14 protein-coding genes and 3 pseudogenes are annotated in these 17,034 nt (G+C 30.2%); 7 read left to right on the top strand and 10 right to left on the bottom strand.

Annotation, left to right across the window (positions count from 1 at the left end; genetic code table 11):
• The first annotated feature begins 110 nt into the window (after nt 1-110).
• On the top strand, nt 111-2,372 hold the full coding sequence (locus ACM595_RS10265; protein ID WP_002483571.1) for an ATP-binding cassette domain-containing protein: 2,262 nt from the start codon (nt 111-113) through the stop codon (nt 2,370-2,372).
• Nucleotides 2,373-2,513: 141 nt separating this feature from the next.
• Here the strand turns inward: ACM595_RS10265 and ACM595_RS10260 are convergent, their stop codons facing one another.
• Nucleotides 2,514-3,662 carry an alcohol dehydrogenase catalytic domain-containing protein gene (locus ACM595_RS10260; RefSeq protein WP_041078981.1) on the bottom strand — a complete coding sequence of 383 codons (1,149 nt, stop codon included), beginning with the start codon at nt 3,660-3,662 and terminating at the stop codon, nt 2,514-2,516.
• A 576-nt stretch (nt 3,663-4,238) separates the two neighbouring features.
• Entirely contained in the window at nt 4,239-5,150 is a 912-nt protein-coding gene (locus ACM595_RS10255) for a DMT family transporter (protein WP_210128733.1), read from the bottom strand.
• A 124-nt stretch (nt 5,151-5,274) separates the two neighbouring features.
• Here ACM595_RS10255 and ACM595_RS10250 point away from each other — a divergent pair, with 124 nt between their 5' ends.
• Nucleotides 5,275-6,687, top strand: coding sequence for a PLP-dependent aminotransferase family protein (locus ACM595_RS10250; RefSeq protein WP_069838276.1), 1,413 nt, complete (start codon nt 5,275-5,277; stop codon nt 6,685-6,687).
• A gap of 407 nt (nt 6,688-7,094) precedes the next feature.
• Here the strand turns inward: ACM595_RS10250 and ACM595_RS10245 are convergent, their stop codons facing one another.
• Nucleotides 7,095-7,439, bottom strand: coding sequence for a winged helix-turn-helix transcriptional regulator (locus ACM595_RS10245; RefSeq protein WP_002508649.1), 345 nt, complete (start codon nt 7,437-7,439; stop codon nt 7,095-7,097).
• 90 nt (nt 7,440-7,529) lie between these two features.
• On the opposite strand from ACM595_RS10245, the gene hxlA reads away from it, so the two are divergent.
• The 4 genes and pseudogenes from hxlA to ACM595_RS10225 all read left to right on the top strand — a co-directional run.
• A complete protein-coding gene (gene hxlA / locus ACM595_RS10240) occupies nt 7,530-8,162 on the top strand; it encodes a 3-hexulose-6-phosphate synthase (RefSeq protein WP_069821667.1) in 633 nt (210 codons plus the stop codon).
• A 2-nt stretch (nt 8,163-8,164) separates the two neighbouring features.
• Nucleotides 8,165-8,713 (top strand): 6-phospho-3-hexuloisomerase, encoded by a 549-nt coding sequence (hxlB, locus tag ACM595_RS10235; protein ID WP_041080925.1) that lies wholly within the window; start codon nt 8,165-8,167, stop codon nt 8,711-8,713.
• A 391-nt stretch (nt 8,714-9,104) separates the two neighbouring features.
• Complete coding sequence (locus ACM595_RS10230; RefSeq protein WP_373995842.1) at nt 9,105-9,167, top strand: DUF536 domain-containing protein; 63 nt, start codon at nt 9,105-9,107, stop codon at nt 9,165-9,167.
• A gap of 32 nt (nt 9,168-9,199) precedes the next feature.
• Nucleotides 9,200-9,361: pseudogene (locus ACM595_RS10225) on the top strand (butanediol dehydrogenase); the annotation flags it as partial.
• Nucleotides 9,362-9,472: 111 nt separating this feature from the next.
• Here the strand turns inward: ACM595_RS10225 and ACM595_RS10220 are convergent.
• The 4 genes and pseudogenes from ACM595_RS10220 to ACM595_RS10205 form a co-directional block, all read right to left on the bottom strand.
• A complete protein-coding gene (locus ACM595_RS10220) occupies nt 9,473-9,847 on the bottom strand; it encodes a hypothetical protein (RefSeq protein WP_002483566.1) in 375 nt (124 codons plus the stop codon).
• A gap of 7 nt (nt 9,848-9,854) precedes the next feature.
• Nucleotides 9,855-10,379, bottom strand: a complete 525-nt coding sequence (locus ACM595_RS10215) for an acyl-CoA thioesterase (protein WP_002483565.1) — start codon at nt 10,377-10,379, stop codon at nt 9,855-9,857.
• Between the two features lie 110 nt (nt 10,380-10,489).
• Nucleotides 10,490-11,377 (bottom strand): cidABC operon transcriptional activator CidR, encoded by an 888-nt coding sequence (cidR, locus tag ACM595_RS10210; protein ID WP_041080908.1) that lies wholly within the window; start codon nt 11,375-11,377, stop codon nt 10,490-10,492.
• Nucleotides 11,367-11,840: pseudogene (locus ACM595_RS10205) on the bottom strand (recombinase family protein). Before ACM595_RS10205 ends, cidR begins: the two are co-directional and overlap by 11 nt.
• A gap of 981 nt (nt 11,841-12,821) precedes the next feature.
• Between ACM595_RS10205 and ACM595_RS10200 the strand changes: the two are divergent.
• Nucleotides 12,822-13,340, top strand: a complete 519-nt coding sequence (locus tag ACM595_RS10200; protein WP_002483572.1) for a type 1 glutamine amidotransferase domain-containing protein — start codon at nt 12,822-12,824, stop codon at nt 13,338-13,340.
• A gap of 105 nt (nt 13,341-13,445) precedes the next feature.
• Here the strand turns inward: ACM595_RS10200 and ACM595_RS10195 are convergent.
• The 3 genes and pseudogenes from ACM595_RS10195 to ACM595_RS10185 form a co-directional block, all read right to left on the bottom strand.
• Nucleotides 13,446-14,353 (bottom strand): annotated as a pseudogene (locus ACM595_RS10195) (SDR family oxidoreductase).
• Nucleotides 14,354-14,944: 591 nt separating this feature from the next.
• The gene (locus tag ACM595_RS10190; RefSeq protein WP_041080753.1) at nt 14,945-15,583 is read right to left on the bottom strand and encodes an HD domain-containing protein; all 639 of its coding nucleotides are present in this window, start codon (nt 15,581-15,583) and stop codon (nt 14,945-14,947) included.
• Nucleotides 15,584-15,762: 179 nt separating this feature from the next.
• Entirely contained in the window at nt 15,763-16,935 is a 1,173-nt protein-coding gene (locus tag ACM595_RS10185; RefSeq protein WP_000195429.1) for an IS256-like element IS256 family transposase, read from the bottom strand.
• Nucleotides 16,936-17,034 lie beyond the last annotated feature (99 nt).

The following is a 17,034-nucleotide window of genomic DNA, read 5'->3' as shown; positions in this document are numbered from 1 at the left end:
GATATTCTACATACTGTTTTGTAATGTAACCTATTTCGAAATTCTACTAATCTTTTAACTTCATCTATATTATTAATTGTTAAAAAGTACAATGGAGGGCAATTTAATTTATGAATGATATTACCATTATAGGAGCTTCACAAAATAATTTGAAAAATATAAATATAACTATACCTAAACATTTAGTTACAGTATTTACAGGTCGTTCTGGTTCAGGTAAGTCATCACTGGTTTTCAGAACAATAGCTGCTGAATCTGAACAACTTTTAAATGAAAGTTATTCTAGCTACATTCAATTTCATTTAAATAAGCAGCCTAAACCAAAAGTAAAAGCAATTAAAAATCTTCCTGTAGCAATGACGATTAGTCAAAAAAGATTTAATGGTAATTCTCGCTCTACTGTAGGTACAGTATCTGATATATACGCCTCTGTTAGATTGTTATGGTCAAGGATAGGTGAACCTTTTGTCGGTTATTCAGATGCCTTTTCATTTAACAGTCCCAATGGTATGTGTGAAACATGTGAAGGATTAGGTTACATTGAAGACATTAATTTAAATGCGCTCTTAGATTGGAATAAATCTTTAAATGAAGGTGCTATTAATTTTCCATCTTTTGGACCTGATAAAGAAAGAGGGAAAGCTTATCGTGATAGTGGTCTGTTTGATAATGATAAAAAATTAAAAGCATATACAAAAGAAGAATTAGATTTGTTTTTGTATCAGGAGCCAATAAAATTAAAAAAACCACCTGAAGAATGGCGGAAATCAGCAAAATATGTGGGACTTATACCTAGGTTTAGAAGAATATTCTTGGGAGATAAAGAATTTAATAAAAAACGTTATGCTAAACATCTTAAAAATGTTGTGGAAAATAAAATTTGTCCAACTTGTAACGGTCAACGTTTAAATTCGAAAATTTTGAGTTGTAAAATTATGGGAAAAAATATTTCAGATTTCACACAAATGACTGTAAAAGAAAATTTAGCATTTCTTAATAAATTAAATAATTCAACAGCCCAGTTTATTATTGAACCACTCCGAAAACAATTAGAAGCACTTGATTATATAGGATTAAGTTATTTAACTCTTAACCGTGTAACCACTTCTTTATCAGGTGGAGAAGCACAACGGCTTAAATTAATACGACATTTAAATAGTTCGCTATCTGATTTGGTTTATATCATTGATGAACCAAGTGTTGGTTTACATCCAGAGGATATTGCAAAAATAAATGAAATTTTGAAATCTTTAAAACATAAAGGTAATACAGTATTAATTGTAGAACATGATCCTGATGTAATTAAAGAAGCAGATTATATTATTGATATGGGGCCAAGTTCAGGGGCGCAAGGTGGAGAGATAACGTTTAAGGGAACATACAAAGAATTATTGTCTTCAGATACATCTACTGGGGAAGCACTACGTATCAAACATCACTTAAAAAATGAGATACGTGAAGCAAAGAGTTTTTATCATCTTGGACCAGTGACCCAAAACAATTTGAATAATGTGACAGTTGATATACCCAAGCATGTTTTGACAGTATTAACTGGAGTAGCAGGTTCTGGGAAAAGTTCACTTGTTAAGGCAGGTTTTGCAAAAAATGATAATGCAGTATTTATGGATCAAAAAGCGATACAAGGCTCCGATCGGTCTAATTTACTAACTTATTTAGGTGTTTTTGATAGAGTCAGAAATTTTTTCAGCAAAGAAACTGGATTAAATAAATCTATGTTTAGTTATAATTCGAAAGGAGCTTGTCTCAATTGTGGTGGTAAAGGTTATATTGAAACAGAACTTGCATTTATGGGTGAATTTTCACAAACATGTGAAGTGTGTCACGGTAAACGTTATAAGCCAGAAGTGTTGAATGCAACTATAGATGGCTATTCCATTGCTGATTTCCTTGAATTGACTGTTGACGAAGGTATAAGATTTTTTGATAAAGAAAATGAAATTCAGTCTAAGTTACAAGCTATAAGTAAAACTGGATTAAATTACGTAACCCTTGGCCAACCTCTATCTACATTATCAGGTGGTGAAATTCAACGCGTTAAATTAGGCCAATATTTAAATGATGATGTTACAGATAGTATTTTTATATTTGATGAACCTACGACAGGTTTACATGAAGCTGATATTCCTATATTGATAAACTGTTTTAATGATCTTATTGAACAAAATAACACTGTTATTTTAATTGAACACAATTTATCAATTATGTGTGATGCTGATTGGATTATAGATGTAGGACCAGGTCCTGGTCTAGATGGGGGTGAAGTACAATTTAGTGGCTATCCTATAAACTTTGTTAAAGAGAATAAAACATTAACATCTAAGCATTTGAAACTTTATATAGCAAATGATTAAAATTGTTTCATATTTTCATATAGCATTGGTTAGATTTAGAAATTTTGTAACTTAGCGATTCTGAAAATTATCACATGAAATTAATAAAGAAGTCTATATACTGGTTATAATCTGTATATAGACTTCTTTATATATTTATTATTATGGTTTTAGAACTACTTTAATATTATTATCTTTTTTCTGATCGAAAATATCATACGCTTGTTTTGCATCTTCTAAAGGCATTGTATGAGTTATAATTTCTGTTGGATCAAAAACCTCATTTTTAATCATTTCATACAATTTTGGCATTTGATGAATAACTGGTGCTTGTCCACTTTTTACTTGGACATCTCTATTGAAAATTAAATCTATTGGAAAATTGTCTGCAGGTGTACCGTAAATACCAGTTAATTGAATCGTTCCAAATTTTCTTACTGATTCAGCTGCTGTAATAATGGGACTAATATTACCTCGTTGCGCTGAATTTGAACTTATCTCTAAATCATCTTGAACAACTTGGCCATCCATTCCAACACAATCTATAACGACATCTGCACCACCGCGTGTACTTTCATGAAGTAATTTTCCTATATTATCTTCTTTAGAAAAATTATATACTTCAGCGCCATTGGATTTTTTGGCATGGTTTAATCTATGTTCTACATTGTCAATGGCAATAACACGTTCAGCGCCTTTTAATTTAGCAAATTTTTGTGCCATTAAACCAATTGGGCCACAACCGAGAACAATAACGGTATCTCCAGCTTTTACGCCTGCATGTTCAACACTCCAATAAGCTGTTGGGACCACATCAGATAAAAATAATACTTGTTCGTCTTTCAAATCACTATCTGGAACTTTGAAAGAGGAGAAATCGGCAAATGGGACTCTTAAATACTCTGCTTGACCTCCCCAGTGGTTTCCGTGCATGCCACCAAAACCGAAGAGTCCACCATTATTCATTTTCCAACTTGCCGGTGATGGATTAGAATTATCACACTGAGACTCCATTTCATTATTACAATAGAAACAATCGCCACAACCTATGTTAAAAGGTATAACTACTCTATCTCCCTTTTTTAAGGTTTTAACCTCTTTTCCTACTTCTTCTACAATTCCCATTGGCTCATGTCCAATAACAAAATCAGGATCCATAAATAAATCACCTTGATGGTAAAGATGTAAATCAGAACCACATATACCTGAAGCTGTTATTTTTATAATTGCATCCGTTGATTCTTCTATTATTGGATCATGTACTTCACGCACTTCCATATTTTTATGACCTTGATAAGTAACTGCTTTCATTTGTACCACCCTCCTCTAAAGATTTTACCCTTGATATTATAATGTAAACTCAGAGGAATAAATTGATTTATTACTCTTTTTAGAAAATTGTTAGTTCATATGTAGCAAAATGCCAAACATCGTATTTATTTAGCCAAAATTAATTAAAAAGTAATTATAGATAAGTTTAATACACGTAAGCAATATACTATACTAGAATAGAATTAAAGATTTACCTAAAAGTAACTATACAGTTTTGACCCATTTATAAGTAATTGCTGATTTTAAAGAAGAATTTGTGTGTTTTCTTAAACCGAAATAAAAATCTGAAAAGCGAAGGATTTTAATGTTTATTGCTTTTAAAAGCTGATATTTAAATGTACATTATGTTATTGCTACTTTTTGGGAAATTAAGTTACTTACAAACTATGGCAAGATTCTCGAAAATATAAAGTACCTCATAAGAAAAGAGAGATAAAAAATGTATAGATCAAGATATATTGGTTAACGAGCATGTTTTGAAATGATTAAGACACTCTTTATAAAGAAGTATCTTTTTTATACTACTTTATAGCTTAAAAATTTTGAAAAAATTTTTTAATTTTCATACTTACTTTTTTTCGGTGTAGTTAAAGCTACGACAGCTATAATAATAAATATTCCGCCTACTAGTTGATAGTATCCAAAGGATTCATTTAACCAAGTAATTGAAATGATGATGGCAACAAGAGGTTCTATACTGGATAAAATGCTTGTTTCAGATGGGGATAAATACTTTAAACTTCCGATATAAAGAAGAAATGAAAGAGTTCCACTTATAATCACACCTAATAACATAACAGTTGTTGTGATTGTTAAGTCTTCAATAAAACTTTGAATACTTAAATTTAAATTTAATAAAAAGGAAAATACACCTGCGATTAACATCCCCCACCCAACTACAAGAATGACGCCCCATTTTTTGATTAAAGAAACCGGTTGTATAGTGTAAAATGTAAAACCTAGCATTGTAAGAATTCCAAAAATAATACCCTGTTTGGTTAGAAGAATGTTTTGATACGAACCATTTGTGATTAAAAAATAGAGACCAATTAAAGCTATAACTATAGAGATAAATTGTCTGACAGTTGGTAGCTGCTTGATTTGTATGGATACATAAATTGTAATAAGGATTGGAGCAAAAAACTGAAACAACATAGCCGTGACAGCATTGCTTACATTGATTGTCTCGATAAAAAAGTATTGAGCACCGAGCATACCAATAGCTCCAAATAATATGAGTTGAAATTTGTGATCTGGGTACTTCCAAATTTCAAAGATTTGTTTTTTTGAAAAAGAAAGATACAAGAGAAGAAAAATTCCAGCTAATAGTAAGCGAAAAACAAGAAAATCTATGGATGAAATGCTGGAATGTTGGAAAAGCCACTGTATCATCGGACCCGATAGGCCCCAAAGAGTTGCTCCACTAATAATCATAATATATCCTATATGTTGATTTTGCTGATTCATTTTAACCCTCCATTGTTAGTATTTTTATTGCTATGATGTAAAAATTGTACTCTTAAGGTATTATAGTGAATATCTGACTCTTTTATAAGTGCCAGTATTTTATTAGTAGAGGGGACCAGATTTAATGTTACAGTTAACACCGAATTTTGATATTCACGGTAAAGATCCGATTTATATCCAGTTATATTCGTATATTAAACAAGAGATAAAGAAAAAAAGATTATTACCTGAAATGAAGTTGCCTTCAAAACGAAAACTTTCTCAGCATCTTTGCGTTAGTCAAAATACTGTTGAATCTGCCTATGGGCAATTAGTTGCTGAAGGCTACTTAAAAGCACTTCCTAGAAAAGGATATTATGTTTGCGATATTGAAGAAGAGGATTTTAATATAAATTATCAAACTCCCCAGTATGTGGAGGAAAAATTAAATAACAACGATGGTTATACCTATGATTTTGCATACACTGGTGTTGATCCGGAATCTTTTCCTTTTAACCTTTATAGAAAGTTGGTAAATGAAATATTTCAAAGTGATAACAAACAAATATTACAGTTAGGCCATCCTCAAGGAGAGCTATATTTACGAAGAGCGATTGCGGATTATATTTACGAAGCAAGAGGAGTAAAATGTTATCCAAGTCAAATTGTTATCGGATCTGGCACACAAACTTTAATGAAGATACTTTTTCTATTATTACCAAAGAGCAAATTTGCTGTTGAAGACCCTGGATATCATAGGAAAATGATGTTATTTGAAAAAGAAACAAATCAAGTAGAATTCATTCCAATCGATTCAGAAGGTATGCTTGTTTCTCATTTAATTAAATCTGATGCAAATGTAGCGATTGTGACGCCGTCCCATCAGTTTCCTAGTGGTATGATTATGCCGGTTTCAAAACGTTTACAAATATTGAAATGGGCAAAAGAACAAAAAGACCGTTATATTATTGAAGATGATTATGATAGTGAATTTCGATATAGTGGTAAACCAGTACCTGCGCTTCAAGGGTTAGATACCGGAGAAAATGTAATTTATATGGGTACTTTCTCCAAATTACTATTACCTTCTCTGCGTATTAGTTATATGGTTTTACCAATTTCTCTAATCAATATCTACCAAGAAGACTTTTTCTTTTATGCTCAAACAGTCTCTCGCATAGACCAAAATATCTTAAAAGAATTTTTAAATAGAGGACATTGGGAAAAACATATTCAAAAAATGAAAGTGGTTTATCGAAAAAAAAGAGATGTTTTAATTACAGCTATTTCAAAACATTTCCCAGAAAGTGTTGAAGTTATAGGCGAAGACTCTGGTTTGCATTTAACCCTACGTTTAAATAATGGTATGACAGAACAAGAGGCTATTGATCAAGCAGCAAAATTTGGTGTAAAAGTAAATTCTGTTTCTGAATACGGGGAAAATGATGGCCAAACCGTCCTCCTTGGCTTTGCAGTACTATCCATAGAACAAATAAAAGCAGCAGTTAAACTGCTTGAAAAAGCATGGTTCGAAAAAAATGCAAGTAATCATTATTAAGATTTTCTTTTTCAATAATGACTCTAAAGGTAACTATTATACAAAGTATTGTATATAAGAATGATGCTAAAAGAGACTTTTGTTACTCATACTGTGATATCAATAATAGTTTCGATAGTAAGGTTAGTATTTATACTAATATTCCATTATTTTTAATATTAATTTTATTATAAAGATTAACTTAAAGCGAAGTATAATTATACTTCGCCTTTTTAAATATATAATCTAATGACCCTATATACACTATTAATATCAGAAAAAATATTTTGTATGTTTAGAGCGTACTTATATGTCTCTGAGTCGTTCTCTATTTAATATAAATCTACTGGTCAATATAAAAACATTTCAATATTCCTGAAAGAGATTATATAAAGTTCGGTTCAATTTTTCTTCTTTAAAAAAATTAACTAATTTTCATTATTAATTAATTTCAAATATTCATCTCCCCATTCACAAATACCATAGACCACATTGTCGAGAGACAAACCAACACTAGTTAATCGATATTCAACTTTTGGAGGGACTACTGGATATATAGTTCTTTTTATTATCATATCCTTTTCAAGCTCCCTCAATTGTCTAATTAACATTCTTTGATTAATATCTGGTAATTTTTTTTCTAATTCACTCAACCTAAGTACTTCTGATTGTAATAAATGATAAATAATAGGGATTTTCCACCTACCACCAATTACTGATAAAGCTAAATCTTTAGAAGTGTAAAATAATTTATTATTATATTCTATTAACAATTTCTTCTCCTCAGTGACGTATTTGTCAGTATTGTATTTACGAAGTTATTATAGCATAATGAATATATAATATATAGGAGGTAATAACATATGGAATTACAATTAGCAATTGATTTATTAAATAAAGAGGATGCTGCAGAATTAGCAAATAAAGTTAAAGATCATGTAGATATCGTAGAAATTGGAACACCAATTGTTATAAATGAAGGATTACCAGCTGTACAACATTTAAATGATAATGTTGATGGTGTAAAAGTATTAGCAGATTTAAAAATTATGGATGCTGCCGATTACGAAGTAAGCCAAGCAGTTAAATTTGGTGCAGACATAGTAACAATTTTAGGCGTTGCAGAAGATGCATCAATTAAAGCAGCAGTTGATGAAGCACATAAACATGGCAAACAGTTATTAGTAGATATGATTGCAGTACAAGATTTAGAAAAACGTGCGAAAGATTTAGATGATTTAGGCGCAGATTATATCGCTGTTCATACTGGTTATGACTTACAAGCTGAAGGTCAATCTCCTTTAGAAAGTTTACGTAAAGTTAAATCTGTAATTAGTAATTCTAAAGTAGCAGTTGCAGGTGGTATTAAACCAGATACAATTAAAGATATTGTTGTAGAAAATCCTGATTTAATTATTGTTGGTGGCGGCATTGCAAATGCTGATGACCCTGTAGAAGCTGCTAAACAATGTAGAGCTGCGATTGAAGGAAAATAATGATGACAGAAATCACAAATTATCGTTTAATACTAGATGAAATAGACAACACATTATCACATGTGAAAGACAGTGAAGCCGAAACGTTTTTAAAGCAAATTATTAAAGCAGAGCACGTTTTTGTATCTGGAAAAGGACGTTCGGGTTTTGTAGCAAATAGTTTTGCGATGAGATTGAATCAGCTTGGGAAAGGTGCACATGTAGTTGGTGAGTCAACTACACCTTCCATTACCGAAAAAGATTTGTTTGTTATCCTTTCTGGCTCAGGTTCGACAGAGCATTTAAGATTATTAGCAGATAAAGCTAAAGCTGTAGGTTCAGAAGTTGTATTATTGTCAACAAATCCAACGTCAAAGATTGGTGAACTTGCAAATGCAGTGATTGAATTACCGGCAGGAACGAAATATGATGTTGAAGGTTCAGCACAACCTCTAGGTAGCTTATTTGAACAAGCATCACAGGTGTTTTTAGATAGTATTGTTTTAGATTTAATGACTGAGATAAACGTTGATGAAGAAACAATGCAGCAAAATCATGCTAATCTGGAATAAAACCTACAAAAGATAATTCACTTTAATACCCCACATTTATTTGTGGGGTATTTTTAATTTAAAGAAACGCCCTGAGATATTTCATAGTAGTTATAAAAATTAATTAGTATTGAATATCACTACTACATTTTTAAAAAGTGATGCAGATTTATAGCCATAATTTTTAGATTTACATTGACGATACTGCATCGAAAGGCACACTTACACACCTAAAAAACGTCGTGCTAAAAACAAATTTACATGTGGTAATCCAACATCCTTATTATACATTTTAACAGTTGGTTTAAAGCAAACTTTAAAAATATATAATTTCCAACCTATTAAATTACATTTGTTTCTTAAAACGCATATATGAGCCAGAATAGAAAATAGTTGCATTAAAGATCAAAGATTGCTTAAGAATCAGCAAGTTTTGACGTTAGAGAGTAATAAAAAATATTCAAAAATCAATTAGAGGAAAAGAGGCTGCTTAATTATTCCTTTGATACACCTACTACATTTCAACAAACAATAGATTTAATTAATGAAGGTAATTTAAAAGTTAAAGATGTTATCACTGATGAGATAGAGCTAGATGATATTGTGGAGTCAGGATTTGAACAACTCCTAAATGATAAATCACAAGCAAAAATTCTCGTTAAGTTATAAAAGAGCCTCCCTAATATAGGGGGCTCTTTTATTAACTAAAACATAGTTTCATTTAGTCAAGTATTTGTGAGTTTTTACAATTCGTTAATCTAAGGATATTTAACAATACAATTATTTAATGATTGTATTGTTAAATACAAAACTAGGTTCGGCACCTAAAATAATAAGAAATATTTGTGAATACTTCACATTTTGGAATTTTAACATCATATCTTTAAAAAATATAAAATCTCTATCATTTTTAACTTTTTCAACTTCTTGTTCATATAATTTTAAAACAGATTCTCTTATTAAAGTTGGTCTCTCATTTTGAATAGTTTTAGGGTTATCTGAAAACATGAGTAATCCTAAATATTTATAGTGGATACTTAATTGTCGTGTCAAACTAGCTATATATTCTAACTTTTCATACATACTAGGAAACTCGTTTCTTAGTTTTTTCAAATCTAACTTAGCTTGGTTTAATTCTTCCATTTCAGTAAACATTTTATCACTACTCCAATTCCCATGGCTTATTGATATCAAGAGACTCAATTATATTTTTACTTCGCGATCTTTTAATTTTTCTCATTTTAGCTCTTTCTTCGCCGTCCATAAATAATAATTTTTCTTCTTTGGACTGAGGAGAGATTTTGGGTATTTTAATTGGTTTTTTCTTTTCATCTAAAGCTACAAAAGTAAGAAAAGCTAAAGCAGCAATTTTTCTTTCTGCAGTAATCATATCTTCTGAAATGACTTTACAAAATACTTCCATAGATTTTTCTCCTGTATAAACTACATAAGATTCTATACAAACTGAATCAGATTGCGTGATTGGATATAAAAATTCTACTGAATCGGTAGAAGCTGTAACACATTCTTTAACTCTTGCATGTCTTCTAGCTGATAGCGTTGCGTTATTATCAATTTTTTTCATCAACACCCCTCCAAATAGGGTATTATAATTGTTTAAATCATTAATTAATACTTGATCCGTACTGACAATTTTACTATCACTAGGAAATTTATAATTTTCCATAAAAAACTCCCGTTTCTATAATTTTTTACCTTCTAATTATAGAGCGAGAGTATATAAGTATAAAATATCTTTTTTTTATACAGCCATAAATTTCTCAAATGCCTTTATATTTAATAGTTAATTAAGAAGTTTTCTTGAAGAAATTTAATCCAATTTTTTGTTAAAGAATCAACTATAATATCTTTTCTCCAAACAATGGCAAGTTCCCATTTCATAGAAGGTTCATTAATATCGATGGCTTTTAAATTATTATCTAATAATTCTAGTATTCCTTCGGGTAATATACATACTCCCAGATTATTTAATAACATTTCTTCTATGAAACTCCATTGGGTGGTTTCAAAAATCATATTAGGATTAAAGCCATAATTTCTACACGTATTTTTGATTTTATCGTTTAAATAGAAGTCAGAATTAAATAAAATAAATTCTTGTTCTTTTAAATCGTCAATATTAATCGTTTTTCTCTTAGATAATTTATGATTTTTATGAACAACCAATTTTAATTTTTCTTCTAAAAAAGAGAATGTATTAAAGTTTTTATTATTTGTAGGCAGCACGGTAATTCCCATGTCTAAATCACCATAATATATATCGTTTTCAATTTTTTTACTACCATTTTCAAAAAGTTGAAAAGTTATATTAGGATACATTTCATGAAATTGCGAAATTAATTTAATTAATATTCTTATATTAATAATAGTAGGTATTCCAATTTTTAAACGTCCAGTTTTTAATTCTAATAAATTACTTAATTCATTAGGGATATTATCATACATTTTAAGCATTTCTTTACATTGAGAAAAGAAAGCTTCTCCTGCGTCAGTTAAGTATATTTGATTTTTATATCTATTAAATAAGATTACTTCTAATTCTTCTTCTAATAATTTAATTGTATTACTAATTGTAGGTTGTGTAATAAAAAGACTAGCTGCTGCTTTGGTCATACTTTTTTGTTTTACAACTTCTACAAAATACTGCATATGTTTAAGTTCCAATAAATTTCCTCCTTTTTATTATTCTATATAACGATGAACGACTAACACCTGTCTGTTCGGCAAATCTCTTCGCCTGTAATCTTTGTTAATCATATAGAATTTTGATTTCTCTTTTCTTGTGCTCAGGTAATGAAGCTTCTAATCCTTTTTTAATACTTTCACTTAGTAAATTAGCTTCGAATTCAACAAATGCGCTCATCGTAGTAAATAATATCTTGCCCATCGCATCTTTCGTTAATACATTCATATATATAATATGTAAATAAATGCTGTTTTTAGCGAATCATTAAGATAACTCAATTAATTCTTCCGTTGTACGTCCAAAACAATCTAATTTATAGAGAACTATAATATTGTCTCCTCGTAAATAAAAAAACTTATCAAGTTCCAATCTTTTCATTTTACGATTACTTGCTTTCTTGCTAAAAATACATTCACAACCATATTTCTCAAGTGTATCAATTTATGCATCAAGACTTTGATTTTTTATTGACACACGTGAATAACCAATTTTTGCCATTTGAATACCGCCTCTTTTAAACTTTTTCGGGTAAAACTATTAATGAAATCTAATTCTCGATGCAAATAAAAACGTCTCTTAGCGTCCTAAAAACCAAGTTATTAAAAATTCTCCATATTTAATTATTAATAGTTTCAAACGTCAGTTCATATAAATCTTTATCATCTAAATTAATGAACTTCCCCAATATTCACTCGATACCGGTTATTTATTTTGTTTCTTAGAGATTTGATTATAATAGTTTATATTAATATGTATATTGGTTGTATAACTATTACTTTGATTGTGTCTTTAAATTCTTCAAACGTTTTTTATTAATTGGCATTAAATAATAATTCTCATTAGGTAAAACATTAGTGTGTTTTTCTTATATAACTTCGTTTCCATTTAAATAAGCTTTTATATCTATATTTTTAACAGTTCCACCGCCTAAATTTTGTAGTTAAAAAGCAGTAGTTACATAGTCAGAATAAGTTTCAGTTAGATTTTTTAATTTTAAACCTTTTCTTCCTTGTTCGATAATAACTTAATCGAAGGCTAAGAATGGAATAAAAGAAATTTTAATTTGTCTGATTTGTATAATTACTGAAATGATATATAAAATTGTCATAATAAATATTCCAATTCAACCAATTGCTTGTAAATATTTCTCAACCAATTCTCGTTTTGAAATAAGTAATAATTTAATTCTACTCTATCTCAACAATACAATCTATATTCGTTAATACATTTAATAGTATTTGATAACCTGGAATAAGTTTTAAAGACTATTTCATAGTAAATTACTAATTAAGAAAGGGGTACTTAAGTAAAGAGATTATGAGCATAACGTTCATTTATCATAGTATAAAGTCACAAAATTACTTACTGTTGATTATATATAATACTTAGGTTTTAAAATATAATTGAAAGGTATGTTGTATTATGACTAAAAAAGTAGCAATCATTTTAGCAGATGAATTTGAAGATATAGAATTGACTAGTCCAAAGGAAGCATTAGAAAATGCTGGATTTGAGACTGAAGTTATTGGAGATACAGCAAAACATGAACTTGTTGGCAAACATGGGGAGAAAGTAACTGTAGATGTTAGCATTGCAGATGCGAAACCAGAAAATTATGATGCATTATTAATTCCTGGCGGATTCTCACCCGATCATTTACGTGGTGATGAAGAAGGTCGCTATGGTACATTTACTAAGTATTTTACTCAAAATGATGTGCCTACATTTGCGATTTGTCATGGTCCACTTTTACTAGTTGATACTGATGATTTAAATGGCCGCACAATAACTGGAGTTATCAATGTACGTAAAGATTTATCTAATGCTGGTGCACACGTTGTTGATGAATCAGTTGTAATAGATAACAATATTGTAACGAGTCGTGTCCCAGATGATTTAGATGATTTCAATAGAGAAATTATTAAAAAATTAAAAGCATAATTTGTAATATCAATCAGTATTTATTATCTAAGAGACTAACAGTTTCATCTTTATCGCTAGCACTCTAATAAGAACAGTTCAAAATCGAAGCCTAAAGCGATTATACTATTTTAATAATCTATTTAGTGATTGTTGAATCGGTAGTAACGAGTTTCCTATATATTTTTTTAAATCATCAGATTCAATATCTAAACTTCCACTTTTTATAATTTCTTGTGCTGAAGCAAGAAAATCAGCTAAATCTTTAGGATATTCTGCGCTTTCCTGTAAGAATTTTGAAGCCGTGTTAACATCTGTATCAATAATCTCAAGACTTTTACCTGAAATTTTTTCTAACTCTTCTGCTATTGACGATATGTGATCAAATTTCCACCAATTTCAATAATATTAGGAAATTCATATTCCCCTGATACTGCATAAGCAGCTATTTGAGCATATTCTTCTTTCAATGCCCAACCGACTTTGCCGTCTCCACCTGAATGAACAAATTTTCCGCTTTTTAAAGCAGCTGTAATTAACCCGTATTCATTTTCTAAATACCAGTTATTACGCAAAAATGTATAATTTATACCAGAATCTAAAATTAATTTTTCGGTATATTTATGATCCTCTGCTAACGGACTACTAGAAATATTAGCATTTCCAAAGCTTGTATAAGCAATATAAGAAACACTATTTGCTTTAGCTGCTTCTACAACATTTTTATGTTGCTTTTGACGTTGCCCAACTTTATTCCCTGAGATAAATAAAAGACGATCTATATCTTTAAAAGCTTTTGATAACGCTTCAAAATCATCATAATTTCCAAACCTTATATTAAATCCTTTTTCTTCCAATTGGCTTGCTTTTTCTTTATTTCTTACTAAAGCGAAAACTTCATCTTGGGGAACTAATTTTTTCAAAAATTCAAGAGCATAATTCCCCATACCACCTGTAGCACCTGTTATTAAAATAGTATTTTTAAATAATAGTTTTATTAAGTGATTAAAAAGTATAATGTCAAAACTTAGCATTTTCAAGCAATTTTTATCTTTCCTGGAACTATTTTCTATTCTGGCTCATATATGCGTTTTAAGAAATAAATGTAATTAAATAGGTTGGAAATTATATATTTTTAAAGTTTGCTTTAAACCAACTGTTAAAATGTATAATAAGGATATTGGATTACCACATGTAAATTTGTTTTTAGCACGACGTTTTTTAGGTGTGTAAGTATGCCTTTAGGTATAAAAATAAAAATCAACCTAGAAAAAGTAGATTGGATTTTTATTTCGATGCAGTATCGTCAATGTAAATCCAAAAATTATGGTTGTAAATCTACAACACTTTTTAAAAATGTAATAGCAATATTCAAGGCAAATTAATTTTTATAACTGCTCGGAATATCACGAGCAATTTCTTTAGCTTTAAAATAAAAAAATCGACGAAGGTCGATTATGGTTTTTGCACCGTTTGGAACAAACGTGTAAACGCCCCCTTGCGGGATTTAACTAAATTATAACGATGAATTTTAGACCTATAATGCAATAATAATTGGGTCTACCGGATTTACAATTTTAGTTAAGTGTTCCAAGGCTCAACGTCAATAAAGCAATTAGTTATTTTTAACTATCCCATTTGGAACGTAAAATACATGAGCAAAAGTTATTTTGTGGGTATTCTGGTTCGAAATATTTAATTACATCTGATTTTATATTTCCAAAAGTCGTTTCGGGTTTATGCTTAAAACCGTCATAAAAAGATTTAATTACATCATGTTTAAAATTGCCTCTTGGGAATTTAGTAACGATTGCTTTTCTGATTTCATCAGAATATTGATCCCAATTATCGCCCATTACGTCTGTTCCTACACCATGAAATAATAAGGCTACATTATTTTCTTTGTGTTCAGCTACACCTAGTGTTGTATGTAACGCAATAGAATCCCAGGCAAGTTGTAAATCGCGTTCGTTATAATTATAATTTTTTAAAAATTGTCTAACTGCATTAGCGCCATCTACTTCGAACCTTAAATCATCGCTACTGTATGTTTGGGTTAAACCTAAATCATGGAATAAAGAAGTGATATAAAGTAATTCTTTATCGTATTGTAATTTATCTTGCATGCCTTTGACTTCGCCAAATAAATAAACTCTGTTTGAGTGATTCCATATTAATTCATTTCCGTATTCTTGTACGATTTTTTGGGCATCTTGAACAATTTTACTATCTGGAACTTTTATTTCATCTATGCTATTAATCATAAAAAAACTCCCCTTTGTTAAATATAGAATTAGTGTTAATATTCCCTTTAAAAAATAAGTAAAACTTTCTTTATATTAGATAAAGAAAACAAATAAATAAAGAAGTAAATACATTTATTTAAACATTAGAGTCAAGTCCAGACTCCTGTGTAAAATGCTATACAATGTTTTTACCATTTCTACTTATCAAAATTGATGTATTTTCTTGAAGAATAAATCCATTCATCATGTAGGTCCATAAGAACGGCTCCAATTAAGCGATTGGCTGATGTTTGATTGGGGAAGATGCGAATAATCTTTTCTCTTCTGCGTACTTCTTGATTCAGTCGTTCAATTAGATTGGTACTCTTTAGTCGATTGTGGGAATTTCCTTGTACGGTATATTGAAAGGCGTCTTCGAATCCATCATCCAATGATGCGCAAGCTTTTGAATATTTTGGTTGATCGATATAATCATGAATCAATCGATTTTTAGCCTCACGCGCTAAGTTAATATCTGTGAACTTAAAAATTCCTTTAACAGCTTCTCTGAAAGATTTTGAATTTTTTTTAGGAATGGTGGTAAAGATATTTCTTAGGAAGTGAACTTGGCATCTTTGCCAACTTACGTTGGTGAAGGATTTTCTAATGGCAGAGACTAATCCTTTGTGCGCATCAGAAATAACGAGTTCCGTACCTTGTAAACCGCGTTCTTTTAGGTATTCAAAAAATGTTGTCCAGGTCTCTTCGCTTTCGCCACTTTGAATCATGAAGCCGATAATTTCACGGTCGCCATCTTTGGTTATTCCAATCGCTATATGACAGCTTTTTGAGAGTACTCGATTTTCTTCTCGTACTTTTATATAGAGTACATCGGTCATTAAGTAAGGATAATTTTTTTCTGATAATAAACGATTCTGCCACTCGTTAACCATAGGTTCTAGCTGTTCTGTTAAGCTAGAAACGAAGGACTTAGAGACGGATTTACCACAAAGTTCTTCCACAATTTTTGATACTTTACGAGTTGAAACGCCTGATACATACATTTCCAACATTGAAGCCATGAGGGCTTTTTCGTTTCGTTGATAACGTTCAAACACTGTGGGTGAAAAATGGCCATCACGTGTTCTGGGTACTTTTAATTCTAGCGTGCCTACACGTGTCGTAAAGCTGCGCTCATAATAGCCATTTCGTTGACTTTGTCGGTTTTCTGTTCGTTCATATTCTTTTGCTTGAATATATTCTGTTCGTTGATTTTCCATTAGTTGATTAAATACCGTTGTTAAAATATTTTTAGAAACGTCATCCTTTACAGAATATTCAATAATGCTTTGAATCTCTTCGCTTTTCAGTGTAAAATGTACTTGGGTCATGTAAAAGTCCTCCTGGGTATGTTTTTGTCGTTAAAAACATTGTACCGTAAAAGGACTGTTATATGGCCTTTTTACTTTTACACAATTATACGGACTTTA

Source organism: Staphylococcus sp. LKG3-1 (genome assembly GCF_048568385.1).
GTDB classification, from domain to species: domain Bacteria; phylum Bacillota; class Bacilli; order Staphylococcales; family Staphylococcaceae; genus Staphylococcus; species Staphylococcus saprophyticus.
This window is presented reverse-complemented; position numbering and strand designations above follow the sequence as displayed.